Annotated in this window: 15 protein-coding genes; 12 read left to right on the top strand and 3 right to left on the bottom strand. The window is 68.1% G+C overall.

Features of this window, described 5'->3' with window-relative positions:
• Positions 1-88 precede the first annotated feature (88 nt).
• The gene (locus LPA45_RS28130) at positions 89-649 is read right to left on the bottom strand and encodes a hypothetical protein (RefSeq protein WP_317923742.1); all 561 of its coding nucleotides are present in this window, start codon (positions 647-649) and stop codon (positions 89-91) included.
• Positions 650-1200: 551 nt separating this feature from the next.
• Between LPA45_RS28130 and LPA45_RS28125 the strand changes: the two genes are divergently transcribed.
• Positions 1201-2211, top strand: a complete 1011-nt coding sequence (locus tag LPA45_RS28125) for an AraC family transcriptional regulator (protein ID WP_116322403.1) — start codon at positions 1201-1203, stop codon at positions 2209-2211.
• 75 nt (positions 2212-2286) lie between these two features.
• Here LPA45_RS28125 and LPA45_RS28120 read toward each other — a convergent pair whose 3' ends face one another.
• Positions 2287-3207, bottom strand: coding sequence for a LysR family transcriptional regulator (locus LPA45_RS28120; protein ID WP_116322404.1), 921 nt, complete (start codon positions 3205-3207; stop codon positions 2287-2289).
• Between the two features lie 131 nt (positions 3208-3338).
• Here LPA45_RS28120 and LPA45_RS28115 point away from each other — a divergent pair, with 131 nt between their 5' ends.
• Complete coding sequence (locus LPA45_RS28115) at positions 3339-4583, top strand: MFS transporter (RefSeq protein WP_116322405.1); 1245 nt, start codon at positions 3339-3341, stop codon at positions 4581-4583.
• Between the two features lie 27 nt (positions 4584-4610).
• Here the strand turns inward: LPA45_RS28115 and LPA45_RS28110 are convergent, their stop codons facing one another.
• The gene (locus LPA45_RS28110; RefSeq protein ID WP_116322473.1) at positions 4611-5831 is read right to left on the bottom strand and encodes an NnrS family protein; all 1221 of its coding nucleotides are present in this window, start codon (positions 5829-5831) and stop codon (positions 4611-4613) included.
• 268 nt (positions 5832-6099) lie between these two features.
• Between LPA45_RS28110 and LPA45_RS28105 the strand changes: the two genes are divergently transcribed.
• The 10 genes from LPA45_RS28105 to LPA45_RS28060 all read left to right on the top strand — a co-directional run bounded on the left by LPA45_RS28105 (position 6100) and on the right by LPA45_RS28060 (position 20885).
• The gene (locus tag LPA45_RS28105; protein ID WP_116322406.1) at positions 6100-7380 is read left to right on the top strand and encodes a nitrate/nitrite transporter; all 1281 of its coding nucleotides are present in this window, start codon (positions 6100-6102) and stop codon (positions 7378-7380) included.
• Positions 7381-7433: 53 nt separating this feature from the next.
• A complete protein-coding gene (locus LPA45_RS28100; RefSeq protein WP_116322407.1) occupies positions 7434-8819 on the top strand; it encodes a NarK family nitrate/nitrite MFS transporter in 1386 nt (461 codons plus the stop codon).
• A 187-nt stretch (positions 8820-9006) separates the two neighbouring features.
• Entirely contained in the window at positions 9007-12756 is a 3750-nt protein-coding gene (locus tag LPA45_RS28095) for a nitrate reductase subunit alpha (protein ID WP_116322408.1), read from the top strand.
• Positions 12753-14303, top strand: a complete 1551-nt coding sequence (narH, locus tag LPA45_RS28090) for a nitrate reductase subunit beta (protein ID WP_317923746.1) — start codon at positions 12753-12755, stop codon at positions 14301-14303. Before LPA45_RS28095 ends, narH begins: the two co-directional genes overlap by 4 nt.
• A 27-nt stretch (positions 14304-14330) precedes the next feature.
• A complete protein-coding gene (gene narJ / locus LPA45_RS28085) occupies positions 14331-14996 on the top strand; it encodes a nitrate reductase molybdenum cofactor assembly chaperone (protein ID WP_116322410.1) in 666 nt (221 codons plus the stop codon).
• 46 nt (positions 14997-15042) lie between these two features.
• On the top strand, positions 15043-15726 hold the full coding sequence (gene narI / locus LPA45_RS28080; protein WP_116322411.1) for a respiratory nitrate reductase subunit gamma: 684 nt from the start codon (positions 15043-15045) through the stop codon (positions 15724-15726).
• Positions 15727-15742: 16 nt separating this feature from the next.
• A complete protein-coding gene (locus LPA45_RS28075; protein WP_317923748.1) occupies positions 15743-16495 on the top strand; it encodes a peptidylprolyl isomerase in 753 nt (250 codons plus the stop codon).
• A 29-nt stretch (positions 16496-16524) separates the two neighbouring features.
• Complete coding sequence (locus LPA45_RS28070) at positions 16525-17223, top strand: carbonic anhydrase (protein WP_317923750.1); 699 nt, start codon at positions 16525-16527, stop codon at positions 17221-17223.
• A complete protein-coding gene (mobB, locus tag LPA45_RS28065; RefSeq protein WP_116322414.1) occupies positions 17220-17795 on the top strand; it encodes a molybdopterin-guanine dinucleotide biosynthesis protein B in 576 nt (191 codons plus the stop codon). The genes LPA45_RS28070 and mobB overlap by 4 nt, the downstream gene beginning before the upstream one ends.
• Before the next feature lie 204 nt (positions 17796-17999).
• Positions 18000-20885: an AMP-binding protein gene (locus tag LPA45_RS28060; protein WP_317923752.1), complete on the top strand. Its 2886-nt coding sequence runs from the start codon at positions 18000-18002 to the stop codon at positions 20883-20885.
• The last annotated feature ends 30 nt before the right edge of the window (positions 20886-20915 follow it).

The raw sequence follows: 20915 nt of genomic DNA, 5'->3' as shown, positions 1-20915 counted from the left end.
CCGCGCCACGGGCGGGCGGGGGCCTGCCCGGACGGATCCGCCCGATGCCCGCATCAGGCGCTATCGTCCCGACATCGCCCGGGCGCGGTCACAGCGCCTGGCAGACATACTCCTTGCGCAGCGCGCGAAAGCCTTGCTGCGTCGGCTCGGCGGTCAGGCGCGCGCCGCCACCTTCCAGCGACTGCATCCGCAATACCTGCGCCGAGCACTGGCTCGCGTCCTCATCACGCTGATACCGGATTTCATACAAGCCGCCAGGGGCGGGCACGAACGACACGCCGGCCGCACAACGCTGCTCGGGCAACGGCGGCTCGGCTTTGGACGTCACGGCCACGTAGATGCGCCGGCCCGCCTCGACCAGCCGTTCGCGCGTGCGCGCCGGCGGCTCCGGCGAGCGGCCCGGCAAGCCCAGTTCACGATCCCGGCCGATTGCCGACAACTGCTTGCCAGTGCCGGCCAGTACCAGCGGGCGTGCCGGCACCGGGCACTTGGCCGGATCGACCACGGCGAAGGAGGTGATTTCGTCGGTATTGGTCAGCAGGCGCACGCTGGCTGTGGGGGCGCCCGACGGCACCCGGTATTGCGCCACGCAGCCGCATAACGCCGCTGTGGCAGCCAACGTGACGACCGAGATCAGGCGAGAGGGCACTGCGGACGACCGGTCATGGCGCATGGCGGCAGGCAATCTGGAGTTGCGGTTATGCCAGCCGGACGATCGCTGGCAGTGGGATAGCAGCAATTGACGGCGGAATAGCCTGCGAATCACGCGCGATATCGGCATGCACCGCAACCGGCAGGTAACTTCGTCGCAGCTGGCGCAGCGTAGCCTGGTCCCAAAGCTGTGCAGCATACCGGTTTCCGGGACATTGCGGCAGCCGCACAAACCCATGTTGAAAATCCCGGCGTGATATCCACAGAATCTGTGGATATCCTGCCTCCTCCCTCCCCGGAAGCCTTGGTCTGTGCGGCAACGCACCGGACCGCACAAATTTTAGGCAACGCGTTGCATCGAACCGTGTTAACGCCGTCGATGCCCTCCCGCAAGGCCGCTCCCCCACCCTGGCCCAGTCCCCTGGTTGCGCTGCCTTGGCCACACATCCACCCCCCACGTGCCCTTGAAGGCGCCGCCGGCACCGCGTAATCTCAGTCTTACCGGGGGCTAGCACGGGCGCCTTGCGCCAATTTGCCAGTCCAATAACAATGCCACTACAAGAGCCAATCCAGGCCAGGCCGTTCCCTCGTGACCTGCTGCACGCGCTGCGTGAAGGCGGTTACGATGTGTCGGCGCTCGTGCCTGCTCCTGAATCCGATCCTGAAACCCTTCCCAGCCCGGACATGCCCGAGGCCGGGCCCCAGCAGGCGAGCCACCTGCTGTGCACCGTCTACCAGGCCACCGGCGATCCCGCCATCGGCCTGTGGCTGGCCAGCCGGATGCAGCCCGACCTGCTTGGCCTGGCGGGCATGCCGGCCATGGCGGGTCCCTCGCTGGGCACGGCGCTGCGGCGTATCGCGCGCTACCAGAAGCTGATGATGGGCGACCGCATCGAGCTGCGCCGCCAGGGCGAGGAGGCCTGGGTCTGCATCCGCCCGAGCGAACCGGAGGCGCCCGACACCCGCCCGCGCATCGACATGGAGTTGTGCTCGCTGCTGGCCTTCGGGCGCCAGTTCACGCGCAAGCCGCTGCATCCGCTGCGAGTTTCGCTGCGCATCGGCCAGCCCGACTGGCACCTGCGCTATACCGAAGCCTTCGATTGCCCGGTGCGCTTCGGCGAGCCGGAAGACGCGATCGTGTTCGGACGCCGCGACCTGGCGCTGCGCCTGGTCGCCCGGGCCCACAGCCGTCCGCCGGCGCCCGCCGCCACGCACGATGCGCGGCACGCGGCGGCATCGCTGGACGACGTGCGCGCCGCCCTGCACCAGCTGGCCGGCGAGCGCGCGTTGAGCCTGGCCGCGGTGGCGCGCCACCTCGACATCAGCGAGCGCACGCTGCAGCGCCGGCTGATGGCGGCGGGCACGGGATTCCGCGCGCTGTGCGAAGATGTGCGTCGCGAACTGGCCGGCCGATACCTGACCGAAGGCAATATGTCGTTGGGAGAAATCGCTTTCCGGCTCGGCTTCGACGATGCCAATTCGTTCTTCCGCGCCTTCCGCCGCTGGACCGGCATGACGCCGGGCGATTACCGGCGCTCGGCGGCGCACCCGCCGGGCTAAGGCGTCGCGCCCCGGGGCCGGCCTTCCGACCCCGCCTCCCGGTCCCGCCTTCCGGGCCCGCTTCCCCGGCCGGCTTCATGCGCCGGTCGGCGCTTCCCACGGCGGGTTGCCGCCGTACTGCTGCGCCAGGTAATCGACAAAGGCGCGCACCCGCGGCGGCACCAGCCGCCGTTGCGGCATCACCGCGTAGATGCCGGTGTCGGCGATCGGGAAGTCCGGCAGCACCTGCACCAGCCTGCCGGCGCGCAGGTCGCCGGCGACATGCCAGGTCGAATGCAGCGCGATGCCGAACCCGGCCAGCGCCGCGTCCGACAGCAGCTCGCCGGTATTGGCCTCGATGCGCCCACGCACCCGTACCGCGATTTCCCCGCCCTGGCCATCACCCAGCCGCCAGACGTCCTGCCGCCCCTGGCTGCCCACCAGCACCAGGCAGTCGTGCCGCGCCAGGTCTTGCGGCGTGCGCGGCGTGCCGCGCCGGCGCAGGTAATCCGGCGCGGCGCACAGCACGCGCCGGTTGACGGCCAGGCGGCGCGCCACCAGCGTGGAATCGTCGAGCCCACCGATGCGGATGGCCAGGTCAAAGCCGGCGCTGACGAGGTCGAGCACGTTATCGGTCAGGTTGACGCTGACCGATAGCCCGGGATGCTGCTCCAGGAACCGCGGCAGCAGCGGCGACACATAGAGCCGGCCGAATGATGACGATGTCGTCACCCGCAGCGTGCCCGATATCCCGGTGCCGGCCTGCCGCAGCGACGCCCCCAGCGCTTCCAGGTCATCGACCAGCGCACGCCCCTGCTCGGCCAGCACCGCGCCCTCGGGCGTGGCATGCAACCGGCGCGTGGTCCGGTGCAGCAGGCGCACGCCAAGGTCGCGCTCCAGCCGCTGAAGGCGCTGGCTGGCGACCGCCACCGACAGGTCCAGGCTGCGCGCCGCGGCGCTGATCGAGCCCAGGTCGAGCACGCGCAGGAACAAGCCGATATCCCCGATGCGATCCATGATTATCAAGATTCTGTTGAAACTGATTATGGATCATGCCGGTTTTTGCAAAAGACAGGAAGGTGCAGACTGCGGCCTTCCTGCCTCGCTCCCATCTTCTTTTCTTAACTTCTCTCCCTGAGCTTCCAACCATGGCCGCCCCACTTTCCCCTCCCGCCCCCGCTGGCGCCGCCCCCGCGCACGGCGGCCGGCTGCCCCTGGCGCTCTATGCGCTGACCGCCGGCTCGTTCGGCATCGGCTGTGCCGAGTTCGTCATCATGGGCCTGCTGCTGCAGGTCGCCGCCGACCTGCAGGTGACCATCGCCGCCGCCGGCATGCTGGTTTCCGGCTACGCGCTCGGCGTGTTCGCCGGCGCACCGGTATTGACGCTGCTGACCCGGCGCATGCCGCGCAAGGCCGTACTGCTGGCGCTGATGGTGATCTACACCGTCGGCAACGCCGCCTGCGCGCTGGCGCCCGACTACACCACGCTGATGGTCGCGCGCGTGCTGACGTCGCTGACCCACGGCACGTTTTTCGGTGTCGGCGCAGTGGTGGCCACCGGCCTGGTGCCGCCCCACCGGCGCGCCTCGGCAATTTCGGTGATGTTTTCCGGCCTGACGCTGGCCACGCTGCTGGGCATGCCAGCGGGTGCCTGGCTCGGCCTGCACCTGGGCTGGCGCGCGACCTTCTGGGCCATGACGCTGATCGGGCTGGTGTCGCTGGCCGTGATCGCGCTGCTGGTGCAGAAGAGCCGCGACCAGGGCGCCCCGGTGGCGCTGCGCGACGAGCTGGCCACCGTGGGCCGCCCGCAGGTGCTGCTGGGCCTGCTGATGACGGTGCTGCAGTCGATGGGCACCTTTGCCGTGATCACCTACGTGCAGCCGCTGCTGACGCGCGTCTCGGGCTTTGGCGAGGGGGCGGTGTCGCCGATCCTGTTGCTGTTCGGCGGCGGCATGATCGTTGGCAATATCCTTGGCGGCCGCCTCGCCGACCGTGCGCCGGCGCGCGCGGTGCTTGGATCGCTCGCCACGCTGACGCTGGTGCTGGCGGCCATGACGCTGGCCATCCACAACCAGGTGATGGTGGTGGCGTTCGTGGGCATCCTGGGTATCGCCGCATTCGCCACCGTGTCGCCACTGCAGCTGCGCGTGCTGCGGCATGCCAGCGGCGCGGGCGAGAACCTGGCCTCGAGCTTCAATATCGCGGCGTTCAACCTCGGCAATGGCATCGGTGCCTGGATGGGCGGCGTGGTGACCGACCACGGCCCCGGACTGACGGCGTTGCCGTGGATCGCGGCCCTGGCGCCGCTGGCCGCGCTGGCGGTGGCCTGGATCAGCGTCAGGCTCGAGCAGGGCCGCGGCGCCGCCGCACCGGTAGCGCAAGCTTGCCCCTGACTTGCTTGCCTCGCTCTCCCCGCTAGCTCAGCCCGGCTTGCCGTCCACCCGTGGGCGCGCAAGCCGCGGCGCATAGGTCAGCGCATAAAGGCCAAATCCAGCCACCCAGCAAGCCCCAGCGCCCCAGATCCAGTGCAGGTAGCCGGCCGGCCACACCATCGGACCGAACACGCGCAATACCGCGGCCAGGGCAATGAGCCAGTACGCCACCGTTTCCGCACGGCCGGCCACCAGCATGCGCCCGGTATGGCCCAGCGCGGTGCGGGTGATCATGGCGATGATGGCCACGCCGAGCACGCCCACCGTGAACGCATGGGTCGCCAGCCCGGCCATTACCAGGCCAAGCGCACCCAGTGCCTGCAGCAGCAGCGCCACTGGCAGCCACGCATAGGCGAGGTGCAGCACCCACAGCAGCGGCCGGTTGCCCACCGCATAGCCGCGCCATCCGGCCACGCGCACCGCCAGCACGCCGGCGCCGAGCAGGGACAGCGCCGCGGCCAGCCATCCCGGCAAGGGCAGCAATGCCGACGCCAGCCCCAGCACCGTCGCCGGGATCACCATGCGATCGATCTGCTTGTACTGCCGCAGGCGGAAACCGGGAATCGCGTTGGTGGTGAACATCGGGATCACGCGGCCGCCGATCACCACCACGAACAGCGTCACCAGCGCCACGCCGGCGCGGCAGGCATGCAGCGCCGCGGCGTCGTGTCCGCCGGCCTGCAGCGACAGGGCCGCAATATTGGCCACGGCGAGGAGCCATAGCGCCAGAGCGAGCGGGTAGTTGCGCCGGTTGCCGGCCCTGGCCAGCGTGCGGGTGAAGGCCAGCGCCGCCAGCGGCAGGAATGCGCCTTCCACGGCGAAGGCAGCGGTGCCCGGCGCCACCCACATGCCCACCCGCCCCGCCAGCCATAGCAGGAACAGCACGGCAAGCGCCGCGCCGGTCGGCGTGGGCTGGCCAGTCCAGGCGCGCCCCGCCGTGAACAGGAAACCCACCACGATCGCCGCGGCAAAGCCGAACACCATCTCGTGCGCGTGCCAGAACATCCCCGGCAGCACCGGCGCCGGCCCGGCCGACTGCATCCCCGCGAGCATTGCCGACCATGCCGCGATCGCCAGCGCGGCAAAGACCGCGCCACCCAGGTAGAACGGCCTGAACCCCAGCGCGAACAGGGCGAAGCCGCGCGGCGGCGGCCCGGCAGGCGTCTTGCCTGAGGGCGGCCGGGCGGGAAGGATGGGAATGGTTTCCATGGCAGCAAAATAAGTGTAGCGGGCAGGGCCGATGCGGCCTGCAGCCTGATTCTTGATCTGGCGCAGGATTGCCGCAAGCACGCAAACGGGTGCCATGCGTGCCGCAATCACGATAGCACCAGCGCCGCGCCACCAACCTCCGCCGGTAGAACTACTTCCAACGACAGATCGCTCCATGTGGCGCGCTGTGCTGCCGGCGAATAGGCAGCACCAGTGGCCGCCCCTACTCTGGCATCACCCCCGCCAAAGTTGACACAGGAGCATGGCCATGGCCACCCAAACACGCGCGCCGGAACCCGTTCCGGCCGGCGCGGCAATAACGCTGGCGTCCAGTACCTTCGCATTCACTATCTGCTTTGCCGTGTGGATGCTGTTCGCCGTCCTCGGCATCCCGCTCAAGCAGGAGCTCGGCCTCAACGACACGGAATTCGGCCTGCTTGCCGCCACGCCGGTGCTGAGCGGGTCACTGATCCGCGTGCCCCTGGGCATCTGGACCGACCGCTTCGGCGGCCGCATCGTCTTCTTCGTGCTGATGCTGGCGACGGTGATCCCGATCTGGCTGATCTCCTACGCGCACAGCCTGTGGCAACTGCTGGTGCTGGGCCTGTTCGTCGGCCTGGCGGGCGGGTCGTTCTCGGTCGGCACGCCCTACGTGGCACGCTGGTTCCCGCGCTCGCGCCAGGGGCTGGCGATGGGCATCTTCGGCGCCGGCAACTCGGGCGCGGCGCTTACCAAGTTCGTCGCGCCGGCGATGATCCTGGCAGCCGGCACCTGGACCGTCGTGCCGCGCGTGTATTCGGTGGCGATGCTCGTCACCGCCCTGCTGTTCTGGGTGTTCTCGCGCAGCAACCCGGCGCACATGGTCAAGTCCAGCGTGGGCTGGCGCGAACAGCTGGCGGTGATGCGCGATCCGCGCGTGTGGCGCTATTCCCAGTACTACTCGGTGGTGTTCGGCGGCTATGTCGGCCTGTCGCTGTGGATGACTAAGTACTACATCGGCGAATACGGCTTCGACATCAAGACCGCCGCCTTCCTGGCCGCTTGCTTCTCGCTGCCCGGCGGCGTGCTGCGCGCCATCGGCGGCTGGATCTCCGACCGCTACGGCGCGCATCGCACCACCTGGTGGGTGATGTGGGTGAGCTGGGTCGGCTTTTTCCTGCTGAGCTATCCGCAAACCGATTTCATCATCCAGACCACCGGCGGCCCGCAGGCCTTCCGCATCGCGCTGACGCCCACGGTGTTCACCATCCTGCTGTTCGTGGTCGGCATCGCCTTCGCCGTCGGCAAGGCCTCGGTGTTCAAGTTCATCTCCAACGACTTCTCGCACAACATCGGCGCGGTGTCCGGCGTTGTCGGCCTGGCCGGCGGCCTGGGCGGCTTCATCCTGCCAATCCTGTTCGGCATGCTGGCCGACCTGACCGGCGTGCGCAGCAGCTGCTTCATGCTGATGTACGGCACGGTGTGCGTGAGCCTGGTGTGGATGCACTACAGCCACCGCGCTGAACGCCAGCGCAAGGCACAGGCCGTTGGCCTCACGCAGGCAGCCTGATCGCTCATCTCCCAAGCGCGCCTCCGCGCTTTCATCACCAAGGCACACCTATCATGACCTCATCCGTACTCACCCGCTGGGAGCCCGAGAACGCGGCGTTCTGGCAAAGCGAGGGCGAGCGCATCGCCTATCGCAACCTGTGGATCTCGATCCCGGCGCTGATGCTGGCGTTCGTGGTCTGGATGTTGTGGAGCGTGGTCGCGGTCAACCTCGACCGCGCCGGCTTCCAGTTCACCAAGAACCAGCTGTTCTGGCTGACCGCGCTGCCGGCGCTTTCCGGCGCGACGCTGCGCATCTTCTACTCCTTCCTGGTGCCGGTATTCGGCGGGCGCCGCTTCACCGCGATCTCCACCGCGCTGCTGCTGATCCCGGCACTGGGCATGGGCTTCGCGCTGCGCGACCCGTCCACGGGCTATCCTACGCTGCTGGTGCTGGCGCTGCTGTGCGGGCTGGGCGGCGCCAACTTCAGCTCGTCGATGGCCAATATCAGCTTCTTCTTCCCCAAGGCGAAGAAGGGTCTGGCTACCGGGCTGAATGCCGGCATCGGCAACCTGGGCGTGTCGGTGGTGCAGTTCGTCACGCCGCTGGTGGTGTCGCTGGCGGTGTTCGGCGCGCTCGGCGGCGACCCGCAGCAGTACCAGGCCAATGGCGCCACGCAGGACCTGTGGCTCCAGAACGCGGGCTTTATCTGGGTGCCGTTCATCGTGGTGTCGGCACTGGCCGCGTGGTTCGGCATGCATGACATCGCCGATGCCAGGGCATCGTTCGCCGAACAGGCCGTGATCTTCAAGCGCAAGCACAACTGGCTGATGTGCTGGCTGTACGTGGGCACCTTCGGCTCGTTCATCGGCTTCTCGGCCGGGCTGGCGTTGCTGACCAAGTCGCAGTTCCCGGGCGTGAACCCCACCGCCTATGCCTTCCTGGGGCCGCTGGTCGGCGCGCTGACGCGTCCCGTGGGCGGCTGGATCTCTGACAAGCTCGGCGGTGCGCGCGTCACGCTGTGGACCTTCGTCGGCATGATCGCGGCGGTGTTCGCGGTGCTGGCCGCGCTGCCGCATGACGGCGCCGGCGGCAACTTCACCAACTTCCTCGCAGCCTTCATTGCATTGTTCGCACTGACCGGCATCGGCAACGGTTCGACCTTCCGCATGATCCCGGTGATCTTCCTGACCGAGCGCCAGCGCGCCGCCAGGGGCAAGGGCGACGCCGCCCAACGCCAGGCGCTGCAGGAAGCCGGCAAGGAATCCGCGGCGGTGCTGGGCTTCTCCGGCGCGATCGGCGCGTACGGCGGCTTCTTCATCCCCAAGAGCTTCGGCACCTCGCTGGAGCTGACCGGCGCACCGGACACCGCGTTGTACTGCTTCATCGCCTTCTATGTCAGCTGCCTGCTGGTGACCTGGTGGTACTACGCGCGCCGCAACGCGCCCATGCCCTGCTGACCCCCTTGCCGGCCGGGCTAGTTCTTCAGAACTAGTCCCGCGCCCGGCACCTCCCCCGATCGCCATGCGGCGGCTGTTCCACCAGCGAATTGGCTGCCGCCCCGCTCCCCCATAAGCTCAAGGTGTCCCTGCAAACGCTCCCGCAAGCCCCGGAGCGCCGCAGAAAAGCCTCGCGGAGAACAAGCAAATGAGTCATTTCCTGGATCGACTGAAGTTCATGTCGCGCGTCAAGTCCACCTACGCGGACGGCCACGGCGCGGTGGTGAACGAAGACCGCAAGTGGGAAGACGGCTACCGCAGCCGCTGGCAGCACGACAAGATCGTGCGCTCCACCCACGGCGTGAACTGCACCGGCTCCTGCTCCTGGAAGGTCTACGTGAAGAACGGCCTGATCACCTGGGAAACGCAGCAGACCGACTACCCGCGCACGCGCCCGGACCTGCCCAACCACGAGCCCCGCGGCTGCCCGCGCGGCGCGTCGTACAGCTGGTACGTCTACTCCGCGCAGCGCGTCAAGTATCCGATGATCCGCGGCCGCCTGATGGAGATGTGGCGCGAGGCCCGCAAGACCATGGACCCGATCGCCGCCTGGGAATCGATCAGCCAGGACCCGAAGAAGGCGGCGCGCTACAAGAGCGTGCGCGGCCAGGGCGGCTTCGTGCGCGCCGACTGGAACACCGCCACCGAGATGATCGCCGCGGCCAACGCTTTCACCGTGAAGAAGTTCGGCCCGGACCGCGTGGTCGGCTTCTCGCCGATCCCGGCGATGTCGATGGTCTCGTACGCGGCCGGCGCGCGCTACCTGAGCCTGCTCGGCGGCGCCTGCCTGTCGTTCTACGACTGGTACTGCGACCTGCCGCCGGCCAGCCCGCAGATCTGGGGCGAACAGACCGACGTGCCCGAATCGGCCGACTGGTACAACTCCACCTACCTCATGGTGTGGGGCTCCAACGTCCCGCAAACGCGCACGCCCGACGCGCACTTCTACACCGAGGTCCGCTACAAGGGCACCAAGACCGTTGCCGTCTCCTCCGACTTCGGCGAGATGGTCAAGTTCGGCGATATCTGGCTGGCGCCGAAGCAAGGCACCGATGCCGCGCTGGCGATGGCCATGGGCCACGTAGTTCTGAAGGAGTTCCACGCCAGCGGCAAGTCCGCCTACTTCCGCGATTACATCAGGCAGTATACCGACATGCCGATGCTGGTGCTGCTGCGCGAGAACCAGGACAACGCAGGCACGCTGGTGCCCGACCACTTCCTGCGTGCCTCGCACCTGGCCGACAACCTCGGCGAAGCCAACCATCCCGAGTGGAAGACGCTGCAAATCGACGATGCCACCGGCGAGATCGTCGCGCCGAACGGCTCGATCGGCTTCCGCTGGGGCGAGGCTGCCCACAACGGCGGCGAGAAGGTGGGCCGCTGGAACCTGGAAATGAAGGATGGCGGCAGCGGCCGCGCGGTCGAGCCGCGCCTGTCGCTGGTCGGCAATGGCGACGAAGTGGTGGAAGTGGGCTTCCCCTATTTCGGCGGCGAGCACGACGAACTGCTGCGCCGCCGCGTGCCGGCGCGCCGCATCACGCTGGCCGACGGCAGCACCGCGCTGGTGGCAACCGTGTATGACCTGCAGATGGCCAACTACGGTGTCGACCAGGGCCTGGGCGGCCCCAACGTAGCGTCGTCGTATGAAGACGACGTGCCCTACACCCCGGCCTGGCAGGAAAAGCACACCTCCGTCCCGGCCCGCCTGGTGACCCAGGTGGCGCGCGAGTTCGCCGATAACGCCGACCGCACGCAGGGCAAGAGCATGGTGATCGTCGGTGCCGCGCTGAACCACTGGTACCACAACGACATGATCTACCGCGGCATCGTCAACCTGCTGATGATGTGCGGCTGCATCGGCAAGAGCGGCGGCGGCTGGGCCCACTACGTCGGGCAAGAGAAGCTGCGTCCGCAGTTCGGCTGGGCTCCGCTGGCATTCGGCCTGGACTGGTCGCGCCCGCCGCGCCAGATGAACGGCACCTCGTTCTTCTACAACCACACCAGCCAGTGGCGCCACGAGAAGCTGGCCGTCGACGAGATCCTGTCGCCGACCGCCGACCGCAAGCGCTATGACGGCATGTCGCTGCTCGATCTGAACGCGAAGTCCGAGCGCATGGGCTGGCTGCCGTCGGCGCCGCAGCTGGGCGCCAACCCGCTGGACGTGGTCGATGCGGCCGAACAATCCGGCAAGGACCCGGTGGCCTACACCGTCGAGCAACTGAAGTCGGGGGCGCTGCAGTTCGCCTGCGACGATCCGGACAATCCCGCCAACTTCCCGCGCAATATGTTCGTGTGGCGCTCCAATATCCTGGGCAGCTCGGGCAAGGGGCATGAGTATTTCCTGAAGTACCTGCTCGGCACCCAGAACGCCGTGTTCGGCGACGAGGCCGACGCGATCACGCCGAGCGAAGTCAACGTGCGTCCGGCCGCCGAAGGCAAGCTGGACCTGCTGACCGTGCTGGACTTCCGCATGAGCACAACCTGCCTGTACGGCGACATCGTGCTGCCGACGGCAACCTGGTACGAGAAGGACGACCTCAACACGTCCGACATGCACCCCTTTATCCACCCGCTGTCCGAAGCCGTGCAGCCGCTGTGGGAAAGCAAGACCGACTGGGAAATCTACAAGGTCATCGCGAAGAAGTTCAGCGAGATCGCCGGCCCGTACCTGGGCACGCGCAAGGACCTGGTGTGCACGCCGCTGCTGCACGACACCCCGGGCGAACTGGGCCAGCCGTTCGAGCCGAAGGACTGGAAGGCCGGCGAGTGCGACCTGATCCCCGGCAAGACCGCGCCGTCGATGACGGTGGTCGAGCGCAACTACGCGGACATCTACAAGAAATTCACTTCGATCGGCCCGCTGCTCGACAAGCTCGGCAACGGCGGCAAGGGCATCAACTGGAACACCCGGCATGAGGTGAAGGAAATCGGCGACCTGAGCCACACGGTGACGGAACCCGGCGTGAGCCAGGGCCGGCCGAAGCTCGAAACGGCGATCGACGCCGCCGAGATGATCCTGACCTTTGCGCCCGAAACCAACGGCCACGTTGCCGTCAAGGCATGGGAAGCGCTGTCGAAGATCACCGGGCGCGACCACACCCACCTCGCCGAAGGGCGCGAGCACGACAAGATCCGCTTCCGCGACGTGCAGGCGCAGCCGCGCAAGATCATTTCCGCGCCGACGTGGTCGGGGCTGGAATCGGAAGAGGTCAGCTACAACGCCGGCTACACCAACGTGCACGAGCTGATCCCCTGGCGCACGCTGACCGGCCGCCAGCAGTTCTACCAGGACCACCGCTGGATGCTGGACTTCGGCGAAGGCGCCTGCGTGTACAAGCCGGCAATCGATACCAAGACCGTGGCGCCGATGCTGGGCAAGAAGCCCAATGGCAACCCGGAGCTGGTGCTGAACTGGATCACGCCGCACCAGAAGTGGGGCATCCACTCCACTTATTCCGACAACCTGCGCATGCTGACGCTGTCGCGCGGCGGCCCGCACGTGTGGATCTCGGAAGCCGAGGCCAAGGCCAACGGCATCCGCGACAACGACTGGGTCGAGGTGTTCAACGTGAACGGCACGCTGACCGCACGCGTGGTGGTGTCGCAGCGCGTGCCCAAGGGCATGTGCCTGATGTACCACGCCCAGGAAAAGATCGTGAACGTGCCTGGCGCCGAGACCAGCGGCATGCGCGGCGGCATCCATAACTCGGTCACGCGCGCCGTGACCAAGCCCACGCACATGATCGGCGGCTACGCGCAGCTGGCCTACGGCTTCAACTACTACGGCACCGTGGGCAGCAACCGCGATGAATTCGTGATCCTGCGCAAGATGAAGAAGGTCGACTGGCTGGAAGGCCCGCTCGTGGAAAAGACTGAGAAGGAAGGAGCCTCGCAATGAAGATCCGTGCCCAGGTGGCCATGGTGCTGAACCTCGACAAGTGCATCGGCTGCCATACCTGCTCCGTGACCTGCAAGAACGTGTGGACCAGCCGCGACGGTGTCGAGTACGCGTGGTTCAACAACGTCGAGACCAAGCCCGGCATCGGCTATCCCAAGGAATGGGAGAACCAGGACAAGTGGCAGGGCGGCTGGAAGCGCAACGCCGACGGCACGCTCGAGCCGCGCCAGGGCGGCAAGCTGAAGATCCTGGCGAACCTGTTCGCCAACCCCAACCTGCCGCAGATCGACGAGTACTACGAGCCCTTCACCTACGACTACGAGCACCTGCAGAAGGCGCCGCTGTCGCAGACCCCGCCCACCGCGCGCCCGGTGTCCGTGCTGACCGGCCGCAAGATGGAAAAGATCGAGTGGGGCCCGAACTGGGAAGACGACCTCGGCGGCGAGTTCAGCTCGCGCGGACGCGACAAGCTCTTTGACGACGTGCAGAAGGAGATGTACTCGACCTTCGAGAACACCTTCATGATGTACCTGCCGCGCCTGTGCGAGCACTGCCTGAACCCGGCCTGCGTGGCCTCGTGCCCGTCGGGCTCGATCTACAAGCGCGAGGACGACGGCATCGTGCTGGTCGACCAGGACAAGTGCCGCGGCTGGCGCATGTGCATCTCGGGCTGCCCGTACAAGAAGATCTACTTCAACTGGCAGAGCGGCAAGGCCGAGAAATGCCTGTTCTGCTATCCACGCATCGAGGCCGGCCAGCCCACGGTCTGCTCCGAGACCTGCGTCGGCCGCATCCGCTACCTCGGCGTGATGCTGTACGACGCCGACCGCATCGAGCAAGCCGCGTCGGTGGCCGATGAGCGCGACCTGTACCAGTCGCAGCTCGACGTCTTCCTCGACCCGCATGATCCCGAGGTACAGGCCGAGGCGCTGCGCCAGGGCATCCCGCAAAGCTGGCTCGACGCCGCGCGCAAATCGCCGGTCTACAAGATGGCGTGCGAGTGGAAGATCGCCTTCCCGCTGCACCCGGAGTACCGCACGCTGCCGATGGTCTGGTACATCCCGCCGCTGTCGCCGATCCAGTCGGCGGCGGAAGCGGGCCACATGGGCATGAACGGCATCATCCCCGACGTCAAGAGCCTGCGCATCCCGGTCAAGTACCTGGCCAACCTGCTGACCGCGGGCGATGTGATGCCGGTGCTGTCGGCGCTGGACCGCATGCTGGCGATGCGCGCGTACAAGCGCTCGCAGGTCGTGGACGGCGTGCAAGACCTGGATGTGCTCAAGCAAGTGGGGCTGACGCCCGCGCAGGTCGAGGACATGTACAAGACCATGGCCATCGCCAACTACGAGGACCGCTTCGTGATCCCGTCCTCGCACAAGGAAATGGTCGAGGACAGCTTCAACGACAAGGCCAGCTGCGGCTTCACCTTCGGCAACGGCTGCTCGGGCGGCACCTCGGATGGCGCGCTGTTCGGCAAGAAGCCGCAGGGCAGCGTCCACTTTGTCGACATGCCCAGGTCGCGCAAGAATGCCGTGACGAGCTGAGCGCTCGCGAACGAACCGGAGAAGAACATGCCCCTCTACCCCATCCTCAGCGCGCTGCTCGGCTATCCCGAGCAGGACCTGCTCGACGCGCTGCCCGAGATCGACACTGCCCTGGCCGAATGGCCGCAGGCGCACGGACTGCTGGCACCGGTTACCGGAATGCTGCGCGGCGAGACGCTGATCACGCTGCAGGAAAACTATGTCGCCACCTTCGACCGCAATCCGTCGCACTCGCTGCACCTGTTCGAGCATGTGCACGGGGAAAGCCGCGACCGCGGCCAGGCCATGGTGGACCTGATCGACGAATACCGGCGCGACGGTTTCGAGCCGGCCGCGTCGGAGCTGCCGGACTATGTGCCGCTGTTCCTGGAGTTCCTCGGCGCACTGAGCGCCGACGGCAAGGAAGCGCGCGCCGAGCACCTGCTGGGCGAGGCGATCCACGTGCTGGCCGCGATCGGCGACCGGCTCGCACGCAACCAGAGCCCGTACGCCGGCGTGTTCGCCGTGCTGCGAACGCTGACCGACGTGCAGCCGCAACCGCAGCAGGAGCCACCGGTGCGGGACATGGACGAGGCGCTGGAGACCTTCGGTCCGGGCGCCGATGGCGTGGAACCGCTGCTGGCGCCGCAGACCGGGCCGCAGGCCGTGAAGTTCTATCCGCGTGGCACAGCGCCGGTTCCTGCGCATTGCTGACCACACCTGGCAAGGCAATCCGAACACCAGACATTGGGCTAACACCATGGCAACGCTTCACCAATTCCTCTACGGCATCTACCCCTACATCGCTGCCGCCATCTTCCTGTTCGGCAGCCTGGCCCGCTTCGAGCGCGAGCAGTACACCTGGAAGACCGACAGCTCGCAGGTGCTCTACCGCGGCAACCTGCGCATGGGCAACATTCTGTTCCACGTCGGCATCCTGGGACTGTTCTTCGGCCACCTGCTCGGCCTGCTGACGCCGGTCGCGGTGTGGGACGCGCTGGGCGTCTCGCACGGCTTCAAGCAGGGCGTGGCGATGGCCGCCGGCGGCGTGATGGGCACCATGTGCCTGGCCGGCCTGCTGATCCTGCTGCACCGCCGCCTGACCAACGCACGCGTGTCCGCGGTGACCCGCACCGGCGACAAGGTGCTGCTGCTGTGGCTGCTGGTGACGCTGCTGCTGGGCCTGTCCACCATTTTTGAATCGGCCAGCCACATGGACGGCCACATGATGGTGCAGCTGATGACCTGGGCCCAGCACCTCGTCACGCTGCGCGGCGACGCCGCCAGCTATATCGCCGACGCGCCGCTGCTGTTCAAGGCGCACCTGTTCATGGGCATCACGCTGTTCGCGATCTTCCCGTTCACGCGGCTGGTGCACGTGTGGAGCGGCTTTGCCTCGGTCGGCTACGTCGGCCGTGCCTGGCAGCTGGTACGCGGCCGCTAACCCCACGGAGAACGACATGCCTGTCACCGTCAACGGCGTAGAACTGCGCGACGCCGATATCGAACGCGAGCTTGACCATCATCACGACGCGGCCAATCCCGCCAGGATGGCGACGATCTCTGCCATCCTGCGACTGCTGGTACGCGAAGAGGCCGGCCGCCTCGGCCTGAGCGTGCCCGGCCAGGACGACGACGCGCTCGCCATGGCGCTGCTGGAGCAAGAGGCCGGCATCCCCGAGCCGGACGAAGCCAGCTGCCGCCGCCACTACGACAGCCGCCCGGAACGCTTCCGCGACGGCGAGTGGGTCGAGGCCGACCACATCCTGTTCCAGGTGACGCCGCGCGTGCCGCTGGACGCGCTGCGGGAAATCGCCGCGCAGACGCTGGCACTGGTGCGCGGCGATCCGTCGAGCTTCGCACAGCATGCCCGCGCGCTGTCGAACTGCCCGAGCGGCAACAACGGCGGCCGCCTGGGCCGCGTATTCCGCGGCGAAACCGCGCCGGAGTTCGAGCGCGCGCTGTTTGCCGCGCAGCATGACGGCGTGCTGCCGCAGCTGGTCGAGACCCGCTTCGGGCTGCATATCGTGCGCGTCCTGGAGCGCTGCACCGGCACCCGCCTGCCCTTCGACGCCGTGCGCGGCGACATCGCCGGTGCGCTGGCCACGGCGGCGCGCGACCGCGCCTGGAAGCAGTACGCCAGCCTGCTGATCGGCCGCGCCCGCATCGAAGGCATCGAACTGGAAGGCGCCGACAGCCCGCTGGTGCAGTAGCGCCGCCACCCTGACCAACGGAAACCGCCATGCATCAGATCGAACATCTACTGAAGGGCTTCGAGCGGTTCCAGCAACGCTATTTCGACGACGCGCCAAGCCTGTTCGACGCGCTGCGTACCGGGCAGCAACCGCCCACGCTGCTGATCGGCTGCTGCGACTCGCGCGTGGACCCGGCCCTGCTGCTGGGTTGCGACCCGGGCGATCTCTTTACCGTGCGCAATATCGGCAACCTGGTGCCGCCCTGCACCGGGCGTCATGAAGGTAGCCTGCACGGCGTGTCCGCGGCGATCCAGTTTGCCGTCGAGCAGTTGCACGTCGACCGCATCATCGTGATGGGCCATGGCGGCTGCGGCGGCATCCGCGCGTTGCTGGCACAGCCGGCCGATGCCGGCGACCATCCGCCCGATAAGGGCGAAGGAGCCGACTACCTGGGTGCCTGGGTGCGCATCGCCGCGCCCGCGCGCCGGCAGGTGGAGCAAACGCTTGCCGACGCCAGCCCGGCGCAGCGCCAGCGCGCCTGCGAACAGGCGGCGATCCTGGTATCGCTGCGCAACCTGCAGACCTTCCCGTTCGTGCGGCGCGCGCTGGCAGCAGGAAAGCTGACCCTGCACGGCTGGTATTTCGACCTGCAGGCCGGTGCGCTGCTGGCCTACTCGCAGCGTGCCGATGCCTTCCTGCCGCTGGTATGCCCGTTGCCCGCACAACCTGAATCCGTCACACCATGAATCCCTTTATCTTTGGCATCGCCGGCACCTCGGGCAGCGGCAAGACCACGCTGATTACCGCCCTGCTGCCCTGGTTTCGCGCGCAAGGCCTGACCGTCAACGTGATCAAGCACAGCCACCATCCGCTGGAACTCGAGCCTCCCGGCAAGGACAGCGCGCGCTTTCGCGCGGCCGGTGCAACCGAGGTGATGGTGGCCTCGCCCTATCGCTACGCCATCGTGCGCGAGCTGGCCGACGAAGCGGAGCCGACGCTCGCCGAACAGGTGGCGCGGCTGCGGCCCGCGGACCTCACGCTGGTCGAAGGCTTCCGCCAGGAGGATATTCCGCGCATCGAGGTGTATCGGCCAGCGCATGGGCGTGCGCCGTACTACCCCTGCGATCCTTCGATCGTCGCAGTGGCCACCGATGCGCGGCTCGACACTTTGCTGCCATGCCTGCCGCTGGGCGATGCCACGCAGGTCGGGCGGTTCATTATTGCCATGCGGAGCCAGAACCATCTGGATCCGCTACGGGATCCGCTAAGCCAGGGGGCAGTCGCCTTCCCGAAGTCGACGGGCATGGTCGCCGCCTGACCGCAGCCTCCCGGCGGCATGTGCGCAATCGTGCGTCTGTGTGTCACCGGAACACCCCCGCTTGTGCCCGCCTCGCCACCCGCCTCGACAATTTCCGCACGCCGCCTATCTTAAGGGTGTCAGTACCGTCGCCGTCGGTGCTGCCGCCTTGCGCATGTGCGAGAGGCGGCGGTCGCCGTCTTGCCCGGACACAGCACTAAGCGAATGAACGAGGACTCGCCCCCGCGGCAGAACTACGAGGATGCCTTGCTCGGCATCGTGGGGGAGATGTCTACCGCCATGCGGCCGCAGACGGAATCCGGCGCAGCGGCCTCGCCCTCGCTGGACAGCGCGCTCGAAGCCGAACTGGGATTCGACAGCCTGACGCGCGCCGAGCTGCTGACCCGTATCGAGCAGCGTTTCAACGTAAGCCTGCCGGAGCAGGTACTGGCCCAGGCCGACACGCCACGCGCGCTGCTGCGTGCCGTGCTCGCCGCCAGGGACTTGCCCCCCGGCGCCGCTGATGCGCCGGCTCGGCTGGCCCGTCCGGCACCCGCGGACGAGGCAGCGCAGGCGCCCGAGGGCGCCGCCACCGTCACCGACGTGCTGCGCTGGCACCTGCACCGCCACCCGGAACGTACCCACATCATCCTGCACGGCGGCGACGGCGAAGATACGCCGATCACCTTTGCGCAACTGCACCGGCACGCCTGCGCCGTTGCCGCGGGCCTGGCCGCGCGCGGTGTGCGCGCCGGTACGACCGTGGCGCTGATGCTGCCAACCGGCGCGGAGTACTTCTACTGCTTTACCGGCATCCTGCTGGCAGGCGGGATCCCCGTGCCGCTCTACCCGCCCGCGCGGCTGGCGCAGATTGGCGACCACTTGCAGCGCCACGCCGGCATCCTCGCCAACGCGCAGGCGCCGATCCTTGTCACGGTGGCCGAGGCCCGGCCGCTGGCCGCGCTGCTCAAGGCCAGCACCGGCACGCTGCAAAGCGTGCTGACGCCGCAAGAGGTGGAGGACACCACCGCGGCGCCGGTCCAGGCGATGCTGCGCGCGCACGACATCGCGCTGCTCCAGTACACCTCCGGCAGCACCGGATCGCCCAAGGGCGTGGTGCTGACGCATGCCAACCTGCTGGCCAACCTGCGCGCCATGGGCAAGGCGCTGTCGGTCGACTCGCGCGACGTCTTTGTCAGCTGGCTGCCGCTGTATCACGACATGGGCCTGATCGGCGCCTGGCTGGGCAGCCTGTACTACGCTTTCCCGCTGGTGGTGATGTCGCCGCTCACGTTCCTGGCTCGGCCCGAGCGCTGGCTTTGGGCGATACACAAATATCGTGGCACGCTTTCCGGAGGGCCCAATTTCGCCTATGAGCTGTGCCTGCACAGGCTCGCGCAGGCGGACCTGTCGGGGCTGGACCTGTCGAGCTGGCGCTTCGCGTTCAACGGCGCCGAGCCGGTCAGCCTGCAGACCATGCGCAAATTCACGGCGCGCTTCGCCCGCCACGGACTGCGCGCGCAAGCCGCAGCCCCGGTCTACGGGCTGGCGGAAGCATCGGTGGGCCTGACGTTCCCGACGCCCGGGCAGAGTCTTACCGCCGACCGCATCGACCGCGCCGCATTCGTACGCACATCGCGGGCCGTTCCCGCCGATGGGAACGCAGGCCGGTCGGCAGGCGAACGGGACCAGATGGAAATCCCCTCGTGCGGCCGGCCCCTCCCCGGACACGAAATCCGCATCGTAGACGTCAGCGGCCGCGAGCTGCCCGAGCGGCAGGAAGGCCTGCTGCAGTTCCGCGGGCCGTCGGCCACCACTGGCTATTTCCGCAACCCGGCACAAACGCGCCAGCTCTTCGACGGCGGCTGGCTCAACACCGGCGACTACGCCTATATCGCCGACGGCGAGCTCTTTATCACCGGACGCGCCAAGGAGACCATCGTCCGCGGCGGCCGCAATCTCTATCCCTACGAAGTGGAGCAGGCCATCGGCGCCATACCCGGCATCCGCAAAGGGTGTGTCGCGGTGTTCGGCAGTCCCGATCCGGACAGCGGCACCGAGCGCATCGTGGTAATGGCGGAAACCGCCGCAACCGAGGAACCGGCGCGCCGCGCGCTGCAACAGCAGGCGCTGAAAACCGCGCTCGATGTACTCGGCATGCCGCCCGACCATGTCGTGCTGGTGCCGCCGCACACCATCCTGAAGACGTCGAGCGGCAAGATCCGGCGCGCCGCTTGCCGCGAGCGGTTCGAGCATGGCGGCACCGGCCTCGGCGATGCCGCCCCCTGGCTGCAGATTGCGCGTTTCGGCTGGCAGGCGCTGCTGCCGCAGCTGCGGCGCGGCCGGCATGCCGCCGCCGGGCTGTCCTATTCGTTGTACACCTGGCTGTTGTTCGCCGCGATGGCGCCGGTGACGTGCCTGGCCTCGGTGGCGATGCACCGGCCCGCCATGGGCTGGGCGCTCAGCCACCATGCCGCCCGGCTGCTGCTGCGGCTGGCCGCGGTGCCATGGTTCGTGCAGGGGCTGGAGCAGCTGCCGCGCAACCGCGCCTGCGTGCTGGTATCGAACCATGCCAGCTACCTGGACGGCATCGTGCTGATCGCCGCACTGCCCATGCCGGTGTGCGTAGTGGCCAAACGCGAACTGCAAGCGCAACGCATTCCGGGCGCCTACCTGTCCAGCATCGGCGCCGACTTCATCGACCGCTTCGACAACGTGCGCGAATCCGAGGCCATCGCGCGCCTGGTCGCGGCGGTGCGTGACGGACGATCCGCCCTGCTGTTCCCGGAAGGCACCTTTGGCCGCGAGCCGGGGCTGCAACGTTTCCGCTCGGGCGCCTTCCTCGCCGCCGCCCGTGCCGGCGCGCCGGTGGTTCCCATTGCGCTGCGGGGCACCCGCTCGGTACTGCGAGACGGCCAGTGGCTGCCGCGCCGCGGCCCGATCAGCGTCGTCATCGGCCGGCCCGTGCCGCCTGACGGGCAGGACTGGCCGGCGGCAATGCGGCTGCGCAACGCGGCCCGCGCCGAGATCCTGCACTACTGCGGCGAACCCGATGCACTGCGCGTGAAGGCCCAGCCTGCGCGGCCCCACCTCGCGCGGCAGCTGCCATGATCCCGGTTGGCCGGACCGGGCGCCGGCCTC

It is taken from the genome of Cupriavidus sp. Agwp_2, from assembly GCF_040784895.1.
Classification (GTDB): Bacteria; Pseudomonadota; Gammaproteobacteria; order Burkholderiales; family Burkholderiaceae; genus Cupriavidus.
This window is presented reverse-complemented; position numbering and strand designations above follow the sequence as displayed.